General features: G+C 40.5%; 26 protein-coding genes. 15 read left to right on the forward strand and 11 right to left on the reverse strand.

The genetic code is table 11. The annotated features are described in order from the left end of the window. The first annotated feature begins 168 nt into the window (after nt 1-168). The 5 genes from asd (at nt 169) to truA (ending at nt 6,089) form a co-directional block, all read left to right on the forward strand. Complete coding sequence (asd, locus tag MP622_RS11905) at nt 169-1,287, forward strand: aspartate-semialdehyde dehydrogenase (RefSeq protein ID WP_151504545.1); 1,119 nt, start codon at nt 169-171, stop codon at nt 1,285-1,287. Between the two features lie 141 nt (nt 1,288-1,428). Beyond that, nucleotides 1,429-2,874, forward strand: coding sequence for a hypothetical protein (locus tag MP622_RS11910; protein WP_243791101.1), 1,446 nt, complete (start codon nt 1,429-1,431; stop codon nt 2,872-2,874). 67 nt (nt 2,875-2,941) lie between these two features. Beyond that, nucleotides 2,942-4,255, forward strand: coding sequence for a hypothetical protein (locus MP622_RS11915; protein WP_243791102.1), 1,314 nt, complete (start codon nt 2,942-2,944; stop codon nt 4,253-4,255). 46 nt (nt 4,256-4,301) lie between these two features. Next, nucleotides 4,302-5,273, forward strand: coding sequence for an asparaginase domain-containing protein (locus tag MP622_RS11920; RefSeq protein ID WP_243791104.1), 972 nt, complete (start codon nt 4,302-4,304; stop codon nt 5,271-5,273). Between the two features lie 18 nt (nt 5,274-5,291). Then, nucleotides 5,292-6,089, forward strand: coding sequence for a tRNA pseudouridine(38-40) synthase TruA (gene truA, locus MP622_RS11925; RefSeq protein ID WP_243791106.1), 798 nt, complete (start codon nt 5,292-5,294; stop codon nt 6,087-6,089). Nucleotides 6,090-6,141: 52 nt separating this feature from the next. On the opposite strand, the gene MP622_RS11930 is transcribed toward truA, so the two are convergent. Then, entirely contained in the window at nt 6,142-7,149 is a 1,008-nt protein-coding gene (locus MP622_RS11930) for an AraC family transcriptional regulator (protein ID WP_044740099.1), read from the reverse strand. A gap of 229 nt (nt 7,150-7,378) precedes the next feature. On the opposite strand from MP622_RS11930, the gene infA reads away from it, so the two are divergent. Continuing rightward, a complete protein-coding gene (gene infA, locus MP622_RS11935) occupies nt 7,379-7,600 on the forward strand; it encodes a translation initiation factor IF-1 (protein WP_001284370.1) in 222 nt (73 codons plus the stop codon). Between the two features lie 141 nt (nt 7,601-7,741). Continuing rightward, nucleotides 7,742-8,134 (forward strand): hypothetical protein, encoded by a 393-nt coding sequence (locus MP622_RS11940; RefSeq protein ID WP_052662104.1) that lies wholly within the window; start codon nt 7,742-7,744, stop codon nt 8,132-8,134. A 63-nt stretch (nt 8,135-8,197) separates the two neighbouring features. Here the strand turns inward: MP622_RS11940 and leuB are convergent, their stop codons facing one another. The 4 genes from leuB to leuC form a co-directional block, all read right to left on the reverse strand. Next, on the reverse strand, nt 8,198-9,277 hold the full coding sequence (gene leuB, locus MP622_RS11945) for a 3-isopropylmalate dehydrogenase (RefSeq protein ID WP_243791108.1): 1,080 nt from the start codon (nt 9,275-9,277) through the stop codon (nt 8,198-8,200). Nucleotides 9,278-9,319: 42 nt separating this feature from the next. Beyond that, on the reverse strand, nt 9,320-9,883 hold the full coding sequence (locus MP622_RS11950) for a hypothetical protein (RefSeq protein ID WP_044740101.1): 564 nt from the start codon (nt 9,881-9,883) through the stop codon (nt 9,320-9,322). A gap of 101 nt (nt 9,884-9,984) precedes the next feature. Continuing rightward, nucleotides 9,985-10,635: a 3-isopropylmalate dehydratase small subunit gene (gene leuD / locus MP622_RS11955; RefSeq protein ID WP_016168289.1), complete on the reverse strand. Its 651-nt coding sequence runs from the start codon at nt 10,633-10,635 to the stop codon at nt 9,985-9,987. Nucleotides 10,636-10,656: 21 nt separating this feature from the next. Then, entirely contained in the window at nt 10,657-12,075 is a 1,419-nt protein-coding gene (gene leuC / locus MP622_RS11960) for a 3-isopropylmalate dehydratase large subunit (RefSeq protein WP_044740102.1), read from the reverse strand. A gap of 227 nt (nt 12,076-12,302) precedes the next feature. Between leuC and MP622_RS11965 the strand changes: the two genes are divergently transcribed. Beyond that, nucleotides 12,303-12,545: a DUF2061 domain-containing protein gene (locus MP622_RS11965; RefSeq protein WP_016168291.1), complete on the forward strand. Its 243-nt coding sequence runs from the start codon at nt 12,303-12,305 to the stop codon at nt 12,543-12,545. 123 nt (nt 12,546-12,668) lie between these two features. Beyond that, on the forward strand, nt 12,669-13,526 hold the full coding sequence (locus tag MP622_RS11970) for a LysR family transcriptional regulator (protein ID WP_104441140.1): 858 nt from the start codon (nt 12,669-12,671) through the stop codon (nt 13,524-13,526). A 58-nt stretch (nt 13,527-13,584) separates the two neighbouring features. Here MP622_RS11970 and MP622_RS11975 read toward each other — a convergent pair whose 3' ends face one another. From MP622_RS11975 to MP622_RS11985, 3 genes are all read right to left on the reverse strand, one after another. After that, a complete protein-coding gene (locus MP622_RS11975) occupies nt 13,585-14,091 on the reverse strand; it encodes a DUF2628 domain-containing protein (protein WP_243791110.1) in 507 nt (168 codons plus the stop codon). Nucleotides 14,092-14,154: 63 nt separating this feature from the next. Next, complete coding sequence (locus MP622_RS11980) at nt 14,155-14,409, reverse strand: DUF2789 domain-containing protein (protein ID WP_016168294.1); 255 nt, start codon at nt 14,407-14,409, stop codon at nt 14,155-14,157. Nucleotides 14,410-14,560: 151 nt separating this feature from the next. Further along, nucleotides 14,561-15,214, reverse strand: a complete 654-nt coding sequence (locus tag MP622_RS11985; protein ID WP_243791112.1) for an HAD family hydrolase — start codon at nt 15,212-15,214, stop codon at nt 14,561-14,563. A 182-nt stretch (nt 15,215-15,396) separates the two neighbouring features. Between MP622_RS11985 and MP622_RS11990 the strand changes: the two genes are divergently transcribed. Together MP622_RS11990 and ptsP are read left to right on the forward strand one after the other, a co-directional pair. After that, a complete protein-coding gene (locus MP622_RS11990; protein ID WP_016168296.1) occupies nt 15,397-15,879 on the forward strand; it encodes an RNA pyrophosphohydrolase in 483 nt (160 codons plus the stop codon). 83 nt (nt 15,880-15,962) lie between these two features. Continuing rightward, entirely contained in the window at nt 15,963-18,260 is a 2,298-nt protein-coding gene (gene ptsP / locus MP622_RS11995) for a phosphoenolpyruvate--protein phosphotransferase (protein ID WP_243791113.1), read from the forward strand. On the opposite strand, the gene MP622_RS12000 is transcribed toward ptsP, so the two are convergent. Beyond that, nucleotides 18,257-18,457 (reverse strand): hypothetical protein, encoded by a 201-nt coding sequence (locus MP622_RS12000; RefSeq protein ID WP_151504554.1) that lies wholly within the window; start codon nt 18,455-18,457, stop codon nt 18,257-18,259. The genes ptsP and MP622_RS12000 overlap by 4 nt on opposite strands. 252 nt (nt 18,458-18,709) lie before the next feature. Here MP622_RS12000 and MP622_RS12005 point away from each other — a divergent pair, with 252 nt between their 5' ends. Both MP622_RS12005 and MP622_RS12010 read left to right on the forward strand, forming a co-directional pair. Next, nucleotides 18,710-19,150, forward strand: a complete 441-nt coding sequence (locus MP622_RS12005) for a MarR family transcriptional regulator (RefSeq protein WP_044740108.1) — start codon at nt 18,710-18,712, stop codon at nt 19,148-19,150. Between the two features lie 425 nt (nt 19,151-19,575). Then, nucleotides 19,576-20,511, forward strand: coding sequence for an NADP-dependent oxidoreductase (locus MP622_RS12010; RefSeq protein WP_243791115.1), 936 nt, complete (start codon nt 19,576-19,578; stop codon nt 20,509-20,511). Between the two features lie 327 nt (nt 20,512-20,838). Here the strand turns inward: MP622_RS12010 and MP622_RS12015 are convergent, their stop codons facing one another. Then, the gene (locus tag MP622_RS12015; RefSeq protein WP_243791117.1) at nt 20,839-22,491 is read right to left on the reverse strand and encodes an acyl-CoA dehydrogenase family protein; all 1,653 of its coding nucleotides are present in this window, start codon (nt 22,489-22,491) and stop codon (nt 20,839-20,841) included. Nucleotides 22,492-22,570: 79 nt separating this feature from the next. Between MP622_RS12015 and MP622_RS12020 the strand changes: the two genes are divergently transcribed. Together MP622_RS12020 and MP622_RS12025 are read left to right on the forward strand one after the other, a co-directional pair. After that, entirely contained in the window at nt 22,571-23,173 is a 603-nt protein-coding gene (locus tag MP622_RS12020) for a TetR/AcrR family transcriptional regulator (protein ID WP_243791119.1), read from the forward strand. Between the two features lie 302 nt (nt 23,174-23,475). Then, the gene (locus MP622_RS12025; protein ID WP_243791121.1) at nt 23,476-24,084 is read left to right on the forward strand and encodes a LysE family translocator; all 609 of its coding nucleotides are present in this window, start codon (nt 23,476-23,478) and stop codon (nt 24,082-24,084) included. Here MP622_RS12025 and MP622_RS12030 read toward each other — a convergent pair. Beyond that, on the reverse strand, nt 24,034-24,957 hold the full coding sequence (locus MP622_RS12030; protein ID WP_243791123.1) for a LysR family transcriptional regulator: 924 nt from the start codon (nt 24,955-24,957) through the stop codon (nt 24,034-24,036). The two genes, MP622_RS12025 and MP622_RS12030, sit on opposite strands and share 51 nt — an antisense overlap. Between the last annotated feature and the right edge of the window lies 1 nt (nt 24,958).

Raw genomic sequence — 24,958 nt, forward strand, 5'->3', positions numbered from 1 at the left:
CCGTTTGGTAAACTAAGTCTGGACAAACTTTATCAATTTTGTATGTATCATAAACAAGTTATTTCGTTCAATTATAGTGATGTTTTACTTATGTAGTGCTTGCAGTTGTGGTCGCTTTTGATACACTCAAACCCCTTTTAAATTTTTAACGCACCGAGGCAAAATGACATGAAAGTAGGTCTGGTCGGTTGGCGCGGGATGGTTGGTTCCGTCCTTATGCAACGTATGGTTGAAGAGAATGACTTTGCTCACTTTGAGCCATTCTATTTTTCTACCAGTAATGCAGGTGGTGAAGCCCCTGCATTTGGTGGTAAGACTGCCCCAGCACTTATGGATGCATCAGACATTAATAGTCTGAAGCAAATGGATGTCATTATTACCTGTCAAGGTGGTGACTATACCTCTGAAGTCTTTCCAAAATTAAAAGCTGAAGGCTGGAAAGGCTATTGGATTGATGCTGCATCGACCTTGCGTATGGAAGATGAAGCCATCATCGTGCTTGATCCTGTCAACATGAACGTGATTAAAGATGGTTTAGTGAATGGCACTAAAACATTTGTTGGCGGTAACTGTACTGTTTCGCTCATGCTCATGGGCTTAGGCGGCTTATTCCAAAATAACCTTGTGGAATGGGCAACCTCGATGACTTATCAAGCTGCTTCTGGTGCTGGCGCGCAAAATATGCGTGAACTCATCACAGGTATGGGCTACTTGTATAACAATACCAAAGATTTATTAGATGACCCACGCTCTCCAATTTTAGACATCGACTCTAAAATTGCTGAATTACAACGTGGTGAAGGTTTCCCATCTGCAAACTTTGGCGTACCGTTAGCGGGTTCTCTCATTCCGTATATCGATAAACAGCTTGAAAGCGGTCAATCGAAAGAAGAATGGAAAGGCCAAGTTGAAACCAACAAAATCTTAGGCAATCAGCAGATTGTTCCGATTGATGGTCACTGCGTCCGTATTGGTGCAATGCGTTGTCACTCACAGGCACTTACGTTGAAATTGAAAAAAGACGTACCGCTGGATGAGATTGAAGATATATTACGTAGCGCGAACCAATGGGCGAAAGTCGTTCCAAATACGCGTGAAGCATCAATGACTGATCTGACTCCTGTTGCAGTAACAGGCACACTTAGCGTTCCTGTAGGCCGTTTACGTAAACTGAATATGGGTAAAGAGTACCTCGGTGCATTCACTGTGGGTGATCAATTGCTTTGGGGTGCTGCAGAGCCACTACGTCGCATGCTCCGTATTCTGATTGATTTTAAAAATGCATAAGCATTTTTAGATTTTCAAACAAAAGCCGATCAATTATGATCGGCTTTTTATGTAACTCGAATGTTATCCATTTACAATTCCTCAACATCTCGGTAATGTATAATTCTCTCGTTGCAATATATGACCAGAGTCAAAACTAAGATGACTGTATATAACAAATTAAAAATTGCTATTCTTGCCATTATTGCATCGCAAAACCTTCATGCAATTAGTATTGATCCATTGCAAATCCAGTCTGCGCCTGGGGAGTTGCTGTACGCAGAAATTCCGTTTCATCATGCAAAAACCGATGAGCCTGTTCAAGTCAGTCTAGCTACACCAGAAGATATCAATACCTTAGGTGTTGTTCATCAACCTCCAGGGCATCTTAATTTCTTTTCTCGACAAAACAGTTCAGGTGAAGGCGTTATTACAATTACTTCATCGCGTCCATTGACCGAATCTGAGCTGAATATCGTGGTACGTATTCAAGAAGGCAGTGCAGTACATTTACGTCATATTCGCACGCCCATTCAGCGTACAGCTGCGCCAAAACCAATGTTTAGTGCCAAAGCCAACGAAAAAGTGCTCAGCCCGATCATGATCGTGAGTGAAAAGGATATTGCACTCAACTTGCCTACCAGCACTCAATTTAAGCCAACTGAAGCAGCTCAACTAAATCCAGTGTCCGATTCGGCTGATTCGCTTAAACTTAAAACGATACAACCGCCAAAATTGGCAGCGGTAACGGAGTCAAATGAAGCCCCTATTGTCGTTTCTAGTGTCAATACAGCAAGTGCACCAGTACAAAAAGCCAAGGGAATTGAGCAAACTAAAACTGAATCGACGGCTCCAGCTAAAACCATTGTAAAAAATGCCGTAAATGCAACAGAAAAACAGTCATCTGACCCTCAAGTTCAGCAGTATCAGAACCGTGTAAAAGAAGATAAAAGTGCTGTTACAACGGCTAAAGCAGCAACTCCCTCAACACCAAAGTTACCAGATGAGCCTAAATCACAAGCCATCAAACCTACTCCCGCGGCAACAATAGCTGAGGTGAAAAGAGCTCAACCAAATCAACATATCGTACAAAATAATGAATCACTTTGGGCAATTGCACAACGAGTTGCTTCTGAGCAAAATCGGCCAATTGGCGAAGTGATGCAGCAAATTAAAACTCAAAACTCACACGCCTTTATTCAAGGTGATATCAATCGATTACGTCGTGGAGTCACCTTAAATTTACAAACCAATACCAGCAATAAATCCCAACAAAAAATTGTGGCTCCGCCCAACACAATGACAAAACAATCTGGAAAGGCAAAATATCGTCTGAATCAAGCAGAAATGAGTTTGGTGGCGGAAAAGCATCCAGATACAACCAATGGAACGGCGAAGCAGAAAGCTGAGAATGAGCAAATATCAAATGAATTGTCATTAAAAGTTATGACATCTCGGGAAAAAACCGTTAAATTACAGAGAAACGTAACTCAGCTGGAATTGGCTCTACGTCAAAAGGACAAAAGACTTCAATTATTAAATGCTCGTCTTGCACAATTGCAACAACAGTTGAAAGCACAACAAGCACAGAAAAAGCCAAACAGCTAAATTGTTATATAATTTTGATATTAGAATCAATGAATTAAACATACATTTGATTCATAAGGGGTAAAACATGCTGATTTATGTGATTCCGTTTATACTTTTGTTAGTCGTGGCAATTGTTTTAAAAAAACGCGAAGCTAGTAAAGAAGCCGATACGGCACCAAAAAAGACGGCAACGGCTCGCAATAAAGCCAAGACTCCTGTAAATAAACGGAAAGCCCCTCAAAAAGTTCAAGTGGTAGAAGACCCTGTTATTGAAAAGAAACAGGAAACTCCACTCAGTGAAGAATTACGTAGCCAAATTCAAGGGCAAATTCGTGATCGTAATTTCTTTGCAGCAGAAGCTCAAATTAATCAGGCACTGAATAAAGATAATTCGCAACACGAACTTTATTTATTGTTATTGGATATTCATCTTGAACAAAAAGATGAATTTGCGATTAGCCAACTCTTCAACCATCTTCGTTCACTTGAACTTGAAGAAACGCTAGCACAAGCAGAACAGAAAAAAGCTGAATACGAAAAAGAGCATCTTTCATCGGTAGATACAATCGACTTTCAGCCACAAACGCTTTCAAACTATGCTGAACCAAGCACTGCGACACAAAACGCATCAGATTTTGATGCACTCATTGAAAATAAAGTCACAACATCAAATTCTTTTGATTTGTTGCAGGCGGAAACACCTAGCATCACTCCTGTTGAAGAAAAGCCGTTAGAGTTTAAGTCTTTCAATGTAAGCAATGAAATCATTGAACCTACCGTAGAAGCGACGCCAGAATCAGATGCTCCTTCTCTGAAATTTGATGATTTAGTTGAGCTGAAACCCCAAGTTGAAGAACCTGCTCAAGTTCAAGATAAAAATGAACTACCCGTTACTGAGCTTAAAGATTTAGAGTTTTCTTTTAATCTCGATCCAGCCCCAGTAACCGAAGCAGTTGTTGAAACTGTTACGGCACCAATAGCAGAGAAATCTGAAGATCAACCAGAATTCAAATTTTCTTTTGATCTTGAACAATCGAATGCCGATAAATCAACATCACAGATCGAGGTTCAATCTGAAGCGCCAGCAATTTCCTTTGATTTAGAATCACCAAAGACTGATCTTGCAACAGCACATTCAATTCCTCAAGACATTACAGAAACAACTGAATTTACGACTCCTGCTTTACAAGCAGATGTTCATCTACAAGACCCACTGGTTCAGTCTTTCCCTGAACTCGGCCAAATCAGTGAAACCACGCTAGATCTCGATTTAGCCGAGCGATATATCCAATTTGGTTCTTATGAGGCTGCCCGCCAACTCTTGGCTGCAAATTCGGATAAATTTTCGACGGAACAACAATATCGCGCGGAACAGTTACTGAATCAAATAGCATCTTAAAGCATTTCCCTCTACTATAAAGCAGTCATACTTGACTGCTTTTTTTATGATGAAAAAAATTGCTTTGATTTATATGGGTGGTACCTTTGGCTGTGTAGGTGAACCCCTTAGTCCAATGCCTGCAGCAGCGTTTCTGCCACAGCTAGAGAAGGTTTTACCACTAGATCTGTCTATTGAATGCATGGTTGCACCTGTCATTAAAGACAGTAGTGCCTGTACACCTGCTGATTGGTTGCAATTGGTTCAATTTATACAACAACTGCAATTACAACAATTTCAGCATTTTGTCATTATTCATGGTACGGACACTCTCAGCTATGCCAGTGCGATTCTCTCCAGATTTTTAGGTCAATCTGCACATGTCGTACTCACAGGTAGTCAATACCCTTTACTCAATGTTGAGGGCAGTGACACACGTGAATTTACTGATGCTATCGATAACCTGAATTTCGCACTGCATGCAGTTCACACCCAACCTGTTGGCGTGTATCTTGCCTTCCATCAACAACTGTTACATGGACGCAGTGTATTAAAGCAACACACCACGGAATTAGATGCCTTTGCTGGTTTAAATAGCCAACAGGAACTGCCTCAACCCTGCTCGGCGTACTTAGTAAAAGCAGAAGATCTAATCAAAGCAGATCAGTTCAATTGTCTAAATTTAATGATGCAGCCAATTGCTCTAGATCAGCAATTACTGAATCTACAAACTATCGCGCAGCATCCTCCTCAGTTTCTTATTTTGCAAGGGTTTGGTACGGGCAATCTGGCAGTCAATGCCGCATGCATAGAACTCTTTCAACAGCTTCGCCAGCAAGGATGTATGGTGTTGCTTACCACTCAGGTCAGCTTTGGCAAAACCGACCAACGCTATGCGATTAGCAGTTGGATTCAGGAAGCAGGCGTGATGGTGAGTGATTGTATCAGCCATGCTGATTTATATGCCAAAGCACTGTTGATGTATCTGAAGCATGACTCCATAGATCAATGCTTTAGCCACTGGCATGACTCGGTTTAATCAAAGGTAAATAGATCTATGCAACGCTTTGCCATTGGCATCGAATTTTCAGGCGCACGTTATCGAGGTTGGCAAACCCAACAAGCGGGTGTAATTAGTGTGCAAGAAACGCTTGAAACTGTCTTGAGTAAGATCGCAGCCGAACCGATTTTGCTGCATGGTGCAGGCCGTACCGATGCAGGTGTACATGCAACTAATATGGTGGCGCATTTCGATACGCATGCCACTAGACCTTTACGCGGCTGGCTCATGGGTGCCAATAGTCAACTGCCTAAAGATATTGCCATCCAGTGGATTAAGGAGATGGATCATGAGTTTCATGCCCGTTTCAAGGCTCAAGCGCGTCGTTATCGCTATGTGGTCTATAACCATCCACAACGCCCGGCTTTACTGCATAAACAAGTGACTCATGCTCACTACACACTAGATGTAGACAAAATGATTGCGGCTGCAAAAAAGTTTGAAGGTACGCATAATTTTGAGAGTTTTCGTGCTGCGGCTTGTCAGTCCAATCAACCTGTACGCCATGTGAGTCATTGTCGCTTAATTCGACATGGTGCTTATTTGGTGCTTGATATTCAAGCAGATGGCTTCTTACACCATATGGTGCGTAACATTATGGGCTGTTTGCTGGAAATTGGACAAGGTATGTATGACATTGACCATATTGACCAAATTTTTGCGGCACAAGATCGTAAAGCGGCAGGCGTAACAGCCCCACCCGATGGTTTATATTTTATTCATGCCGACTATCCAGCGCAGTTCGATTTACCCAAAGTACCTTTAGGTCCGCATTGGTTAAACATGCCAGACTAATGTGGCACGCATAATAAAAAACCTCCACATGGGAGGTTTTTTAACTTTTAGATTAACGCTGCTTACGCTTGCGATATTCAACAGGCGTTTCATTGGTCCAACGCTTAAATGCACGATAAAACGTGCTCGGCTCTGAAAAACCTGTTAAATAGACAATCCGTTCTACACTCTCACTGGTATTTGCCAACAGTTTCTTGGCCAAGCGGCATCGATAATCAGAAAGAATCTGCTGAAAACTGGTATTCGCTTCGCTCAGTTGAGTGCGTAAACGACGTGGCGTAATATTTAAATGTGCTGCAACCGTTTCTAAAGTCGTTTCACCGCTTTCTAACGTTGAACCAATCGCACGGCGCACTTCGCCTACCAAGTCATAACGTGCTAGCTCTTGTAGTTTTTCAATTGCTAGTTGCTCATGCAATTGCAATAACTCAGGCTCAGCTTGCCACAACGGATAATCCAAAATCGCTGGATCAAAATACAGCCGCGTTTCTTTTTGACCCAAGCTCACAGGGCACTCAAAGACACGGAAATATTCGTCATCTGGCGCACCTTGAGAAAAGTTAAAGTCGATATACAACGGCTGAAAACGCCCTTCTGTAATAAACTTAAAGAAGCGCAGGATCCCTGACATGGCACATTCAGAGAAATGACGATTAATTAAATTTTCTGCCCACGGTTGTTCACCATTGGTCAAATAACAACGATCATCTTCAACAATCAAACGGGCATGAAAAGCATCGCTAATTAAACGCTGATAAGCCAGAGCACGCTTAAGTCCTTCACCAAAATTTTCACTGCTAATAAATAAATGCTCAATCACCTGCCCACGATATAAAGGCAAATGCTCACCCAAATGCAAACCGATATCAGGGTCCTTACTGACATCTTCGGCTGCTGTCCAAAAAGCAAACTGTGCATTTAATGGGGTACGATCATTGGCCTGAACTTGATTTAAGGCCACCCCTGCTTTTGTTAAAATTTCTTCGGTTGGTAATCCTGAACGACGAATCGCCTGATAGCCCAATCGTAGTACAACCGATGCATCCGTTAGCTGACCCACGCAATGACCTTCCTTGTATGTGATTCATTTATACCTAAAACAATAAATTTAGATTAACTGCGATTGACCAAACTGACAACATCTATAGTCAAATTTTTCAGGAATTTTTTGAAACCACCAGTTCGCTTAATTTACTGCCAGCTAACTCACTCGCAGGGGTTTGATTCTTGATTTTTTATAAAAAATTGACTATAATTTGCCCCTTTCCAATTTGATCATCAGGTAGGCTATGGCCAATAAAGAGGAACTCATTGAGTTCGAAGGCGTTGTCACCGAAACGCTTCCTAATACGATGTTCCGTGTACGTTTAGAAAACGGTCACGAAGTAATTGCCCACATTTCTGGTAAAATGCGTAAACACTATATCCGCATTTTGACTGGCGACAGTGTGAAGGTAGAAATGACCCCTTATGACCTCACTAAAGGTCGTATCACGTACCGTGCACGCTAATTAGTGAATGCAAATGAAGCCACACATGATGTGGCTTTTTTGTTGTCTAAATGCAGGTAAGATGCCATTTATCGAGTTCTGCAATTTCATCAACCATGTATGCTTATAATAAAAAGATGATCAACCGCATAGGATAGACCTATGAAGCTGATGCGACACACTCTAATGAGTCTCTGCTTCTTTCTAGCAGCCTGCACAACATCCCTACCCTCAAACGTACAACTTGAACAGTATTTACAGCACTACATCGGGCAATCTAGTCAAAGCATTCAACAAACACTTGATCTGAGCGCTTTAGGTTACACCCCAGCTCAACTAATCAAACACGATCAAAATGTCCTGATCTATCGTATTCCTCGCAAAATGAGCATTCCTCTTCCAATCCCTCAAGCTCCGAATAACTCAGGGCAAGCGCCAATTTACGTTCCTAGTAACAGTTCACAGCAATATTCCACCGAGCTTTCCTGCATAATCCGCTTTCAACTGAAAGAGAACAGAGCAACTTCTGTACAAGTTAGCCAAGGTACGTGTTAGATGAATTCCGATTACCCCATAAAAAACGCAGCGATGGCTGCGTTTTTTTACATGATAGGGAGATTATGCGAGTGCAGCAACTACCGCTTGTCCCATTTCAACTGTACCTACCTTATTCATCCCGTCTGACATAATGTCAGCAGTACGTAAACCCTGATCCAAAACTTGCCCTACTGCGTCTTCAATGGCTTGTGCAGCCACTTCTTCACGGAAGGTATAGCGCAACATCATGGCAACCGACAAAATAGTTGCCAATGGGTTCGCGACGTTCTGACCAGCGATATCTGGTGCCGAACCATGACATGGCTCATACATACCCTTACCATTTTCATCTAAGGAAGCAGATGGCAACATACCGATTGAACCAGTTAACATTGCGGCTTCATCAGAAAGGATATCACCGAACAAGTTGCCCGTTACAATCACATCAAACTGCTTAGGCGCACGTACCAACTGCATGGCTGCATTGTCGACATACATGTGTGACAAATTAATCTCAGGGTATTGCTCTTCTTTTAATGCAGTAACGGTTTGCTTCCAAAGTTCAGTCACTTCAAGTACGTTGGCTTTATCCACTGAACAAACTTTACCACCGCGTAAACCTGCCAATTCAAAAGCAACTTTAGCAATACGCTTAATTTCTGACTCTGAATATACATCAGTGTTAAAGCCTTGCTTCTCACCATTTTCGAGTTCACGAATACCACGTGGCTGACCAAAATAGATACCACCCGTTAATTCACGCACGATTAAGATATCTAAACCTGCCACAATTTCAGGTTTTAAGCTCGATGCATCTGCCAATTGTGGGTAAAGAATCGCAGGACGTAAATTTGCAAATAAATTCAATTCACTACGGATTTTTAATAAACCGCGTTCTGGACGTATTGAGCGCTCAATTGTATCCCATTTTGGACCGCCCACAGCACCTAACAAAATTGCATCGGCTTTTTTTGCTTGTTCCGCAGTTACCGCTGGGTATGGTTCACCATGCGCATCAATTGCTGCACCACCCAATAGGCCATGTTCCCATGTGAGACCTAAATTAAATTTTTCATTGACTCGATCGAGTACATGCTCCGCGGCCTTGACAATTTCAGGACCGATACCATCACCCGCCAAAATCAAAATTTGTTTAGACATGAGAACTTCCATTATTTCATCAGTACTAGGACTGTTTAGAGATTAAATTTTTTGCTCTACAAACTCACCTAACCCTGTTTGCGGGTCATAGGGTCTGCAAAAGCGACGAATTGTTTTTTGTTCTTGCTGCAAATCGACACATAGCGGATCTGGAGCAGAAGCATTTAATAAACTGACATGTTGCCGAGTCCGATCGCGATACATTTTAAAGGTATAAGTTTGTTTGGCTTTAAAGGCATGAATCACATGTAAAGTTTCTGCCCGATCGGGTGAAATCGGATAAAATCGAATCACCAACTCTTGTTGTTTCGCAGGTGCAGATAAATACAAAGCATTCGGCTTATTCAAGGTTTTTGCCTGCAAACGCACTAGACCTTTATTAATTGCCTCAGGATTGACCCGATGGGTTCGCTCATCGACAATAAAAATATTGCCTAAACGCTCGAATTCACAATTGTGTGTTCCAGAACAATAAATCAAAGCATTTGATGATGGGCTTTCGGTATATTCCACTTGCTTAATACGTGCACTATCTACCCACTGACATGCACTCAGTGCGCTGCACAACAATCCCGCAACGACACATTGACCGAAAACTTTCGTCATTTTGCTAGCCCAACCTTGCGTAATAAAGCATTTATCATGTTGATGATGCCCCTGATGTTAGCAAGAGTTGGGCGGTGTTGTCATGACTAAATATGCAACCTTTAGCCTTGAATTTCTTGAAAAACCCAAGGTCGTGATTGTTTAGTTTTCGCTTCATAAGCACGGATGTCCTCTTGTGCTTGTAAAGTTAAACCAATGTCATCCAAACCATTCAATAAGCAATGCTTACGGAAAGGATCAACTTCAAATTTGAACGCTTCACCTGAAGGTGTACGAACTTCTTGTGCATCTAAATCAATCGTGAGCTGGTAGCCTTCGGTCGCAAAACATTCTTTAAATAACTGATCCACAATCTCTTCAGAGAGAATCACAGGTAACATGCCATTTTTAAAGCTGTTATTAAAGAAAATGTCAGCATAACTTGGTGCGATCACGGTACGGAAACCATATTCTTCCAATGCCCAAGGTGCATGCTCACGGCTAGAACCACAACCAAAATTGGCACGTGAAATGAGTACAGAAGCGCCTTGATAACGTGGTTGATTTAAGATGAAATCTGGGTTTTTCGGACGTTTTGAATTGTCTTGCCCTGGATAACCTTCATCTAAATAGCGTAATTCATCAAATAAATTATCACCAAAACCTGTGCGTTTAATTGATTTTAAAAACTGCTTTGGAATAATTAAATCTGTATCGACATTGGCACGGTCTAATGGTGCAACAATACCTTGTTCAACGGTATAAGCTTTCATGTTTTGCTCCCCTTAGTCCAATTAGAATGTACGAACATCAACAAAATGACCTGCAATTGCCGCAGCGGCTGCCATTGCTGGACTCACCAAATGCGTGCGCCCACCATTGCCCTGACGACCTTCAAAGTTTCGGTTTGAAGTCGAAGCACAATGTTCACCTGGCTGTAATTTATCTGCATTCATCGCCAAACACATTGAGCAACCTGGTTCACGCCATTCAAAACCTGCCTCAAGAAAAACCTGATCTAAACCTTCTTCTTCAGCTTGTTTTTTGACTAAACCAGAACCCGGAACCACCATCGCTTGTTTAATGCTAGCAGCAACTTTACGACCTTTTACCACTTCTGCCGCTGCACGAATGTCTTCAATTCGTGAATTGGTGCATGAACCAATAAATACACGATCCAATTGAATATCAGACAATGCTTGACCCGCTTCTAAGCCCATGTAGTTATAAGCACGTGTCCAGTCATTGCGCTGCACGTCATCTTTCGCTTGTGCCAAAGTTGGTACCGCTTGTGATACTGGAATCACCATTTCTGGAGAAGTTCCCCAAGACACTTGTGGCTCAATCTCTTCGCCTTGCAATACTACGACGGTATCAAATTCAGCATCGGGATCAGAATGTAAAGTATTCCAATACTCAACCGCAGCATCCCACTGTTCCGCTTTTGGTGCATAAGGACGGTCTTTCACATAGGCAATGGTTTTGTCATCAACAGCAACCATACCCACACGTGCACCCGCCTCAATCGCCATGTTACACACGGTCATACGGCCTTCAATCGACATGTCACGGAATACCTGACCACCAAATTCAATCGCATGACCTGTACCACCCGCTGTGCCAATTTTACCAATGATCGCTAACACCACATCTTTTGGTGTAACACCTTGGCCTAAAGTACCATCCACGCGAACCAACATGTTCTTCATTTTCTTTTGAACCAAGCATTGGGTTGCCAATACATGTTCAACTTCTGAAGTGCCAATCCCATGCGCCAAACAGCCAAAAGCACCATGTGTTGCCGTATGTGAATCTCCACATACCACGGTCATGCCCGGCAAAGTTAAACCTTGTTCGGGTCCAACGACATGTGCAATCCCTTGACGGATATCATTAATTTTAAATTCAACAATATTGAAGGCTTCACAGTTGTCATCCAAAGTTTGCACTTGAATACGTGAAGTGTCATCTTCAATCCCTGCAATACCTTGCTCACGCTCTTTCTTTGAGGTCGGTACATTATGATCAGGAGTCGCGACATTCGCACTTAAACGCCAAGGTTGACGCCCAGCAAGTTGTAAACCTTCAAAGGCTTGCGGTGAAGTCACTTCATGCAATAAATGACGGTCGATATAAAGTAAGCACGAACCATCATCACGTTGTTTTACTAAGTGGTCATCCCACAATTTGTCATATAAGGTTTTGCCTGCCATGTCGACGCGCTCCATAGAACTGGGTAATTGCTTTACTTTAGGTGATTATAACGCTGAAATAATATAAATCTAATTTATCATTTTTATAAATTTAAAAACTTTTTGGAATAATTTAAATACCGACTCACCATCTAATTATTCGATTAATTTAAAAAAAATATTCGTTTTTACAGATTTAATGAAAATCATTATTCTTTGCATATACAGCGCAGCTCAAGGACTATCTCATGGCACATCTTTATCATTTTATTCAACACAATCAACGCACTTTAAAGAAAACCCTTAGTTACTACATTATGCATATAAGTGTCGCGATGTTGGTCGGATACTTTGTGACTGGTAGCCTGATCATGGCCATCACTTTAAGTTTACTCGAACCAACGGTTCAAGCATTTGCCTTTTTCTTCCACGAAAAAGTCTGGGATAAAAGTGACGATCAAAGCACACTAGTTCCAAAAAATTCAGTCTAATTTATATGAACTTGAGCATGCTTCCCTCTTTGCACTCGGACTACGGGTGCTTTTTTTATTTGATAAATTCTAAAAGTTTCTAAATAATAGATTACATATAAAAAAACTTTATGGATTATTTCTATGAATCTGGCTGCCTTTGAAGCATTTGTAAAAGTCATGGAAACAGGTTCAATTTCTTTGGCAGCAGACCAACTGTTCATTACCCAACCTGCGGTCACCAAACGTATTCATAGTTTAGAAGATTATTTTGGGGTGAAATTATTTGAATCGGCAGGACGTGGCGTTCAAGCGACCCATGCCGCACATTCTTTATTACCGAAAGTTAAAAACTGGCTAAATGAACTCGGCGATATTCACCATACCCTGAGCCATGAACAACGACAGGTACAAGGTAAACTCAAGATTGGCACCAGTCACCATATTGGTCTGCATCATCTCCCTCATCATTTACGCAATTATGTACAACAATTTCCACAAGTCACCTTGGATGTACATTTTGTCGATTCTGAACAAGCACATGAACAAGTCCTTGCAGGTGATTTAGAACTGGCTTTTCTGACACTGCCTCCACAAGGTGATGATCGACTCAATTATGTCACCATTTGGAATGATCCTCTGGTGTTTGTTGCTGCCCCCTTTCATCCTTTGGCTCAAAAGAAAAATCTGAAATTGGAAGATTTGATTGCCTATCCTAGTCTTTTGCCCTCTGCCCAAACTTATACTAGCCAAATAACCTTGGCTGAATTTGAAAAACAGGGGTTAAAGCCTAAAATTACCATGAGCAATAACCCACTAGAATCTATTCGAATGTTGGTTTCAATTGGTCTGGGGTGGTCTGTCTTACCACAAACTTTACTCAATCAAGATTTACAGCAACTCGACATTCGTTTTGAAATGAATCGTCAATTGGGTATGGTTTGGCACCCTGGGCGGACACAGTCAAAAGCAGTGTTAGAACTGATTGAAATGATGAAATAAAATTCTAAAATGATAAAAAGCCATCTTTAAGGATGGCTTTTTTTATCTTAACCCTGTATTAAGATGCAAAGATTTGAAGCGCAATCAGCCCCAGTACAATCAAAAACAGAATTAAACCAGCAATCAAATTGGTTCCACCACGGTTTTCTAATTCGGTGCTGATGTCAGCATTACCCGACTGTCGTATCTTGGCAATCTGTTTATCCACATAATACTTATACAAAGTATTTCCAAACATACCGAATGCCACACTTAAGCCAATCGTTGAACCAGAACCTTCAATTCCCAAGAGTGTTTCGATCACCCCAATCACAAGAATCAAAGCGATTGCCATAAAGCCATAGCTATACATTTTTCGGTAAAATAACCAAATCACCCCTAAGAAAAAGGCCGCAATATTAAAACCTGCATACTGTTTCTTTGGGGTGATTTTTTCAAATTGTTTTTGATAATAAGATTGATATTTCGCACCAACAAACATGGTTCGATCTTGCTCAAGTTGATAGATTGAATTCGAATTATCTAAGGATGCCGAGGGTAAAACAAATTGTTGATCTAAAGACATATGTTTCTTCTTAATTTATTCATTTATTGTGTGGCGCAAAAACCTTTCATCGCCACAACTTAATTATATCTTATTTTTTATCACCGACTCTTCATGCAAGGATTCATTCAACTGATCCACGACAATCGCCCATTCGCCATCAGACTGAATTTTTTCTTCTAAAAATTGACGTTGCGCTTCGCTCCAATAATCTGCCTGTACAATATGTGTCTGTGCGTTTAGTTGATGGGTCACTATAAATAACGCTATTGCGTCTTCACTCGCATCTAAACCGAGTTGTTCAAATAAATGTGTCATTCTTGGTCGAACTTGATTCATACTCATGTCCTTTAATTTTCTTATTTTCTAGACCAGCATAACAACTTAAACAGCTTAAAACTGTTAAATATCTTTAACATGAATACAAAAAAAGCAGAGGCAGATTTCAGTCAACCGCTGCTGTTTAGCATCAATATCTGATGATAATGATTTAGACAATCGACCAGTCTTGAATATCCCAACCCTGTTCTTTCGCCAAGACTTCTAAGCGATCATCTGGATTGACGGCAATGGCGTGGTCTGCATATTCCAATAAAAAACGGTCATTGATGGAGTCTGAATAAGCCCAAGACTCACTCACCTCACGACCTGCCAACCATAAATCTAGACGCGCCAATTTGCCTTTTTGGTAGCAAGGAATATTAATCACTTTACCTGTGTACTTCCCATCAACCACTTCTGCATTGGTGGCAATAATTTCAGTAATACCAAATTCACGAAAAATCGGTGCAGTAATAAAATCTGAAGTGGCAGTAATTCCGACCAAGGCATGGCCTGCTTCACGATGCTTTTCAATAGCAGTGAAACCCTCAGGGCGCATTTGAGGACGAATCACTTTCTGCATGAACAATTCATGTAATTCGGTCAAATACGGGTTGTCATGCTGGGTCAAAAATTCAAATACAAATTCATTATAGGCAATCGGGTCTAATTGCCCGGCCTTATAGTCTTCATAAAATTTGTCGTTCATTTGACGATGGCGGATGGGATCGACCAGTCCTTCATTGACTAAAAACTCTCCCCAAGAATGATCTGAATCGGTATTCAGTAAGGTGTGATCGAGATCAAATAGCGCCAATTTCATGAAAATACTCGTAAAAACTGAAATTTAAGAAAAAAATTGTAAATCTATCTCCGCTAGTCGATAGAAATTCGTTAAGATCATAGCAATTTTAACATTTTAGCTTTGTTTTAGTTCGAGTTGGATAAAGAAATAACACTCCCCGAACGCGAAGCCACAATATTACACAAAATTTAGGTAGCCAAATGATCGACTCTGAAGGTTTCCGACCCAATGTCGGGATCATTTTGGCAAACGACTTTGGACAGGTTTTATGGGCAAAACGCATTGGACACAATGCTTGGCAATTTCCACAAGGAGGTATCCAATATGGAGAAACCCCTGAACAGGCACTTTATCGTGAGCTGAGAGAAGAAGTTGGCTTACTGCCCGAACACGTCGAAATCATAGCGCAAACTAAAGGGTGGTTGCGCTATCGTTTGCCACATCGGTATATACGTGCGGATTCAGACCCCGTGTGTATAGGTCAAAAACAAAAGTGGTTTTTACTCAAGTTAACCGCTTCGGTACAGCATATTCAATTGAATTTGTCCGATCCACCTGAGTTCGACCAATGGCAATGGGTTAGCTATTGGTATCCTTTAGGACAGGTGGTGAATTTCAAGCGAGATGTTTATCGTAAAGCTATGGTGGAATTGTGCAATCAATTACCCATTAAAAAACCTTAAAAAAATTGTATAAATATGCAGATTTTTTAAGACACTATTGCTATAAATAAAACTAATTTACACTTTTTTTGGGAGCAGACTCTATGTCGAACATGCAACTGGATACCCTTAGACGTATTGTTCAAGAAATCAATGCGTCCACCAGTATGCATGAATCACTCGACATTATGGTCAATCAGGTCGCTGAAGCGATGCATGTAGATGTCTGCTCGATCTACCTTTTAGATGAACGTAACCAACGTTACCTACTCATGGCCTCTAAAGGTCTAAACCCAGAATCTGTTGGACATGTCTCCTTACATACAGGTGAAGGTTTGGTGGGTCTGGTAGGACAACGTGAAGAAATCGTCAACTTAGATGATGCACCCAAGCATGAACGCTTTATGTACCTACCAGAAACTGGGGAAGAAATCTATAATTCTTTCCTTGGTGTACCTGTCATGTACCGCCGCAAGGTGATGGGTGTCTTGGTGGTCCAAAATAAAGATAAACAAGATTTTAGTGAAGCCGCTGAATCCTTTCTTGTCACACTCTGCGCGCAGCTTTCAGGCGTAATCGCACACGCACATGCTGTTGGCAATATTGATGTCTTCCGTAAACCAAGCAACCTGCCTGCTTATAAAACCTTCCAAGGGGTGTCTGGCTCAGGCGGAATTGCCTTAGGTCGTGCTGTCATTTTATATCCTCCTGCCGATTTATCGGCAGTACCTGACCGTGAAGCAGATGACATCAGCGAAGAATTGGCTTTACTAGATAGCGCACTCAAATCTGTTCGAGAAGAAATTCAATCGCTAGACGATAAAATGCAAGATGCCTTAATGGCAGAAGAACGTGCATTGTTTAGCGTATTCTTGCGCATGTTGGACGAAAATGCCCTTCCTGCTGAAATTAAATCGGAAATTCGTGATGGTAATTGGGCACAAGGTGCCGTCCGTATTGTCATTGAAAACCATATTGCGCTATTTGCACAAATGGAAGATGACTATTTACGTGAACGTGTGGCGGATCTGAAAGATTTAGGCCGACGTATTTTGGCATTTTTACAAGAAGCCGATTCTAGCCACCGTGAACTGACAGATGAAAGCATCTTAATTGGTGAGGAAATCTCGACCGCTGCTTTGGTTGAATTGCCTGTCGACAAAATTGCAGCCATCGTGACCAGTGAAGGGGCGATGAATTCGCACATGGTTATTGTGGCACGTGCACTGGGAATTCCAACCGTAGTTGGGGTGACTGAACTACCAATTAATACCCTTGATGATGCTGAAATGATAGTCGATGCACATCAGGGTCGTGTATTTATTAATCCGCCACGTCGTTTACGTACCCGCTATAAAGAAATTCAAAAAGAAGAAGAGCAAATTGCCAAAGATCTCAAACAATATGAGACCAAAGATGCGATGACGCCTGATGGTGTTGCTGTACCTCTTTATGTGAATACAGGTCTGATGATTGATGTAGTGCGTGGTGTACAACGTGGTGCCAAAGGCGTAGGTTTATATCGCTCTGAAATTCCGTTTATGCTCCGTGACCGCTTCCCTGGGGAAGAGGAACAACGTGCCATCTACCGTCAGCAGCTCAGCCACTTTGCCAACAAACCTGTGGTGATGCGTACCCTCGATATTGGTGCGGATAAAGATTTACCTTACTTCTCGATTGAAGAAGAAAACTCTGCTTTGGGCTGGCGAGGTATCCGTTTTACCTTAGATCATCCCGAAATTTTTTCTTCACAAATTCGTGCCATGCTTAAAGCCAGCATTGGGCTAAATAATCTGCATATTTTATTGCCGATGGTGACCAGTGTCAGTGAAGTCGAGGAAGCCCTATACTTACTCGATCGTGACTGGCAAGCGGTGCAAGAAGAAGAACAGGTTAAAATCAATAAACCGAAAATCGGTATTATGGTCGAAGTCCCAAGTGTGCTTTTGCAAATTGAAGAGTTTGCGGAATTAGTGGATTTCTTTTCGGTGGGTTCGAATGACTTAACCCAATATTTATTGGCGGTTGACCGTAATAATCCTCGCGTTGCCAATGTTTACTCGCACTTTCACCCTTCGATTTTAAGAGCTTTGACGCGTTTGGTCCAAGAGTGCCATAGATACGATAAGCCTATCAGTATTTGTGGTGAAATGGCGGGGGATCCACTGTCTGCCGTCCTGCTTATGGCAATGGGCTTTAATACGCTATCGATGAGTTCAAGTAACATCTTACGTGTACGCAAAGCGATTTGTCATGTTCCGATGTCTGATGCTCAAGAACAACTCGATCGTGTTTTAAAAATGAGTAATCCACTCATGGTGAAAAGCTGGATGGAATATTATTTCAAAACTCACGGTTTAGCCGATATGGTGAAATCGAGTACCCGTATTGTAGGTGCCTAATACACCAATCCTGCCGTAAAGAGTGGCAATAAAAAAGAGCGATAATCTTCAGAATATCGCCCTTGCTTATGTTTGCTATAACCTCGTTTTGCATTTTTCTTTCGATCTACAAAAACTTGGCTTTTGTTGACTTCATGCATGTGTTTTGCCACAAAGTTATGTATGACAAGTTCTGCTTGTCGTTTCTGTTTGGCCATTTTTTCACCTTTTGAATACAGACTTTTCAATTTTTCTGCATTTATAGCAGGAAAATGATCATACGCTTTTCTGACTATTTTACAAGCAGATTTAGGTGAGAATAGACGTCTTTCCTAGCGTTCCACACCCATAACCTCAATAGAAGTAATCTCATTAAAATTTCGTCTAAGCATCTGAATGTGCAGATAACTATGTCGGCCATGCTGGCTTAAAGTTATAATAGAAATCATTTCATAGATTGGTATCGCCAAATGTCAAATCAAGAGGAGTTATTAAAGCTCGATAATCAACTTTGTTTTGCTTTATATTCAACTCATCTTGCGCTGAATCAGTACTATCGAAAATTATTACAACCTCATGGCATCACCTACCCACAATATTTGGTGATGCTGATTTTATGGGAGCAAGATCAACTGACTGTTTCAGAAATTGGACAGCGGATTTTTTTAGAATCTTCTACCCTTACCCCTTTATTAAAACGGCTAGAAAGTTTGGGTTTTATTGAACGTAAACGCTCGGTTGAAGATGAACGACGTGTCCTGATTTATCTAACAACTGAAGGACGTGCTTTAAAACAAGCCGTCATGCCTATTCCTGAACAGATTCTGGCAGCTATTCAATGTGCACCCGACCAAGTGAGTCAGTTGCGTGAGGAACTCAACCACTTACGTGCTCAATTGAAAGAACAATAATACAGAAAATGGATCAAATTCAGATTGAAATACTATCGCTGTACATTTTAAAATCAATCTAGCACATGAATTTATCTACACCCTCTGACAAACTTTTCGGCTTTAAAAATACTGAAAATTCGTCAATCTATTCATCGACCCTGTCGTTGGGTCATTCAGCTTGGATACCACCTTAATCACCCAACGTTCTAAGGAAAAAACAGACAGGATAAAGGCCTCATCCAATCAATAAAAAGAATGAGCGTTAAAGCTATTTAATCCTTTAAGCAGGTATCAACAAGAACAATAGATTAACAATCTTTTTTATCCAATGCTTTGGCTTAATCCGTGCAATATCAATCCGAAGAAAGCAACTGTAAAAGGATAATAATAAAAAAAGGAATCAAGCATTTAGCTTGTTTAAATATCCACAAGGAAAATTGAGTATGGATATATTTGATATGGTTCCCTTGTCTTTACCAAATTTAACTGTGGGTGAGTTTTTGGTTAGGCAGACGCATATCTGCTTAGACCCTGTCATGCCTTATTGGTTACACCAAAGACATTACAATTCATTTACCTCTACGCAATATAGCGAAAGTCTTCAATCTTATGGCGTAGGTGAGGTCATTGAGTCCTTAAATCCTCAATTTCCTGTAGGAGCTCAGGTGGTGGGAATTACAGGCTGGCATGAATATGTTTTGGGCCATTCTGAAATGTATATTGTCGATTCTAGCCTACCTGCTGAAGCCATCCTTGCTCTCTTCTATTTTACTGGGCTTACGGCCTATATTGGGTTAATCAAGCTTGCTCAACCGAAAGCAGGAGAAACGCTCTTGATTGCCAATGCAGCAAGCACATTAGGCGCATTACTCGGTCAACTCGCAAAAGCCAAAGGGCTGAGAGTTATTGGCTGTTCAGACTCCAATAAGAAATGCCAGCACTTGGTGAATCAATTGGGGTTTGATGCAGCCATTCATGTGAATAACTCACATTCCGCAACGCAATTAAGCAGTGCAACCCCAGACGGTATAGATATCTTTTTTGATAATAAAGATGAACCGCTGCAAAAGCTGGTTTATCCGCAGATGAATCCTTTCGGACGTGTCATCGTATTAGATAAGCAATCGACACATCATCAAACTTCTCACCCTGCACTATCTTGCAAGGAAATTCAGCATCGCTATTTAAGCATACATGGCACAATGCTAAGCCCTTATTTAGAATTTATGAATGAATCAAATCGAGTGATGGCAGAATATTTAACGCAAGGGAAAATTACGTATCAGGTGCATCTGATTGATGGCTTTACCCATTTACCCGAAGCATTAATTCAATACTTCAATGAAGAGGTGATGAGTACCTTGATTGTGAAGTTTTAGCTCCACATGAATTTAATTTACTTTGGATTTAAAGGGCTTAGTTGCTTAAAAAGATGGTGATATAGCAAATAAAAAAAGCCCAACATCCTGTCGGGCTTTTTCCATATTCGTTGCTCGGTATAACTTCCTGTTGCACCAAAACGATCCTTGCTTTAGAACATTTCAATCCTTGAATGTTCTGGAACATCCTGTTCCTGAATGAAATGCATGATAGGTGATTTCAAAAAAATTGCCTATACGCAAAATCCTTCATTACTTGTACGTTATAGCTTACACATTTGATTAAAAAATAAACTTCTTGCACTAATTAAGGCTAATAACAACTCTTTAAATCGCCAACACGCGCTCCAAAATTTTATCAACATCGCTCGATTGTATTTCAAGCATGCCCACAACACGACCATGAAATGCCTGATAACGAGATTGAATAAATGCATCTGCAATAAACGCTGGAGCATATTGTTGCAATAAACAAGCTTGCGCCAAGATGACCAATCGACTAACCAAACTACGAGCCATAAATTGCAGTTGCTCAGGCGTTTGCTGGAATAACTGTAGCAATTGTCGTAGTTCTGTTTTTAATAATGGCTGCTGATGGCTTGCATCCGCGAAAGACTGCAACAACAGCTGCATGGATTCTGGCTCACGTTGAATCGCCCGCAATACATCTAAACACATGACATTGCCTGAACCTTCCCAAATGGTATTTACAGGCGCTTCTTTAAAAATTCGCGCCATAATTCCTGCATCGACGTAACCATTACCACCAAAAACTTCCATCATTTCACCAGAGAGTTCCACCGCACGTTTGCAAATCCAGAACTTGGTAGCAGGTGTCATTATTCTTTTCCATGCCACCGATAAAGCATCATCTTGATCATAACAATGTGCCAAATGGAAACTGAGTTGCACTGCGGCTTCGGTTTCCAAAGCTACATCGACTAAAACGGCTTGCATCAACGGTTGATCAGACAAATGTTTTCCAAAAGCCTTACGCTGTCGGGTATAAGCAAGACATTGCACCAAAGCTTGCCGCAACATAGCACTACTGCCTACCGAACAAGTGAGTCGGGTGTAATTTGCCATTTCAATAATGGTGGGAATACCACGTCCCACCTCACCAATCATAATTCCCCACGCCTCTTTAAACTCAACCTCAGAACTAGAATTACTACGGTTTCCAACTTTGTCTTTTAAACGCTGTACCTGTATGGCATTTTTACTGCCATCTTCTAGCCAACGCGGTACAAAGAAACATGCCAAACCATCTTGTTCAGTTTGTGCCACCACCAAATGTGCATCACACATGGGGGCAGAGAAAAACCATTTATGACCAGTCAGCAAATAAGCATGTCCTCGTCCCGCAGTAGCAACAGGTTTTGCTAGGGTTTGATTGGCTCGTACATCTGAACCACCCTGCTTTTCGGTCATGCCCATACCCAACCAAATTGATTTTTTCTGACTAATTGGCACATCACGCTCATCGTATTCGGTTGATAATAACTTAGTACCGATTTTTTCCCACAGTTCAGGCTCACGTTGCAGCAATGGAATACTGCCGAGCGTCATCGCGGTGGGACACAAACTGCCACATTCGACTTGTCCACTCATATAAAAACGCGCCGCCCAATCCACCCATGCCGCTTTAGGTTGCTGGACTAAAAATGGATGAGCATGTAGTGCATAGTTGCGATTTAATGCCATCCACCGATGCCACGCGGGATGAAACTCAATAAAGTCTTTCCGACGTCCACGTGCGTCAAAGGCATGTAAAATGGGGGGATGCTGATTAGCTTGATCGGCATATTGATAATATTCTGCCGAGCCAGCGACTTGTCCCAACTCTGCCAAAGCGGCTTGATCCTGACTGCCATACCGAGTCAATATTTCTTGTAGAACTTGATCGGTGCTAAATAGATTATAGTCCTGTTTTTCATCAAATTGGTTACTGATTTGATGGGTCGTCCATGTATTGATCATTTCAACTTTGCTCTTGTTCTAGTTCGCTTTTCATTTCAGTATAGAGAAAAATTCATCTTGATATGTTCAGCTTTGTGCCATGAAAAATCCTGAAGTCCAAGTGCGCCGTAGACCACGCCAATCCAGGGCCAAGCTCACGCAAGAAGCCCTACAAGAAAGCTTTGTTCGGCTTTTACATGAGCGTCATGCGCATGAAATCACCATTCGTGAAATTACGGATATGGCTGGCGTTGGTTTAGGCACCTTTTATGAGTACTTTTCCAAGAAAGAAGATTTGATTGCATTGACCATTCATCAACATGTGAAAGGTAATGCAGAACAGCTAAAAAGTTATGCACAAAGTCTGATGGAGTTATCCACAAAATTAAGTTTTACAGACTATTTACAGCAGATTATCCACTTTCAGCTTGAACAGATTCAGGCTCGGCAGTTTCTTTGGGCACAGGCTTTTTTGCTCGAACGGCAGGTTTCGAACATTGAAAGTTACCGTAAAAGTTATGCCATGATGGTGCAGATGTGGTACAGCATCCTTCAGCCTTATATTAAGGATGAAGCTCAACTCAAGGTCATCAGTTTAAATGTGCAACGGGTGTGTTATGGTTTTGTGTCGCAGAGCTTGTTGGTCGAGCCAGAGTTTATGGAGTGGGATCAACTCGAAAAGGATATTCGCCAAAGTTTGTAGAAACTTAATTTTTAATAAAAAAATTTTATACGCGAAGTAACCATCTTCGATTGGCAAAATAAAACTGAACTACTTTCAAAAAATCCGACTTGTTTAAAAATTGGTTTTTCGTGTACTCTTTAGCAATAAATAAACAACTAAGTATTTAATATTTAAATAAAAAATAAATTTAACTTTACATCATATCTATGATATTAAATAGCCGAAATTTCTAAAACTGTTTTTGATAAAAACAGGCTAATTCTATATGTTTTATGATAGTAACCTTGAGCTACATAGATATTTATAAATTGATCGTAAAAATGTCATTAGCAATAATTTTAAGCATGTTCGTGTTCTCTCTAAGTATGTCTATTTCGCCTGGTCCTGTGAATATAACAATACTGTCAACAAGTTTAAATCATGGTTTTATTAAAACTTTTCCTTTTATATCAGGAGCAACTATTGGGTTCGTATTGCTTTTAATATCCGTAGGATTCGGATTTTATAAAATTATAAATACTTATCCTATCATCTTTAGATTATTAGAGTTTTTAGGCGCTTTTTTTATTATTTATATAGGCTATAAAATACTATCCTCTAAACCAGAAATTGAAGTCAATCATAATAGCTCTATACCCAATTTCATCGATGGATTCTTATTGCAGTGGTTAAATCCTAAAGCATGGATTGCATGTGCTTCAGGTACTGCTTTATTTTCAGCACAGAATACCAACACTCCGCTTATAGTATTTATCTGTATTTACTTTCTAATTTGTTATTTATCTTTAGCTATATGGGGAGCTTTAGGTGAAAAACTATCTATTGCATTGAGTAATAGTAAGCGTATTTTATTGTTCAACAGATTGATGGGCTTTTCTTTAATCTTCATTTCTATATATATGATATTTAATATTTTCACTGTTAAATGAGCTATAAATTTTATTAATTAATGAATAGGCAATACTATTGATGGGTAAATTGGCTGGCCAAATTGCATATACGTTTAAAGGTTGTAGTTCCCATTGAGGTAAAACTTTTACAATATCCCCCTTAACAATGTCATTTTGAATTAAATAATCAGGAGGAGCAGCCAAACCAGCATCAAGTTTTGCTAGCTGATAAGATGCTTCTACATTATTTACACAAATATTTGGATTATATGAAATTTTTATTTCTTCACCATTCTCGTTGTTTTTCAATATTCTTGAATGTGGGCGCATACTTAGACCAATCCATTTCATTGCTTCTAAGTCATATGGTATTTTCGGTTCACCGTAGGTCTTAAGAAAGTTTTTAGTTGCAACAATACTTCTTGGTAAATCAAATAAATACTTAGCTTTTAGAGAGCTATCCAAAGGCTCTCCTATTCTAAAAGCTACATCTATATTTTCAAAAACAATGTCATTTTTTTCATCATCACAAGTAATATTTAAAATTAAATCAGGAAAATCCTTTATAAAATCAGTAATATGATTCATAAATTCCCCATAAATAAAAATAGCAGGAATTGAGATGTTTAATTTTTTATTTCCGATGATTGAGCTTTTTCTTAAATCGTTAATACCTTGCTCATAAGTTTCTAATATGGATTTAGCGGTTTCTAAAAGCTTTTCTCCATCATGAGTGAGAGTTATTTTTCTAGTATTTCTATAGAATAAAGCACACCCCAAATTTTTTTCTAATTTTGTAAGGTGTTGACTAGCGGTTGCACTAGATAAGCCTATCGCTTTAGCTCCTTTGCTAATAGAGCCTATTTCAGCAATTTTTGCAAAAACTATTAAATATCTAATATCTTCAATCATT

The organism is Acinetobacter sp. PK01 (assembly GCF_022819285.1).
GTDB classification, from domain to species: Bacteria; Pseudomonadota; Gammaproteobacteria; order Pseudomonadales; family Moraxellaceae; genus Acinetobacter; species Acinetobacter tandoii.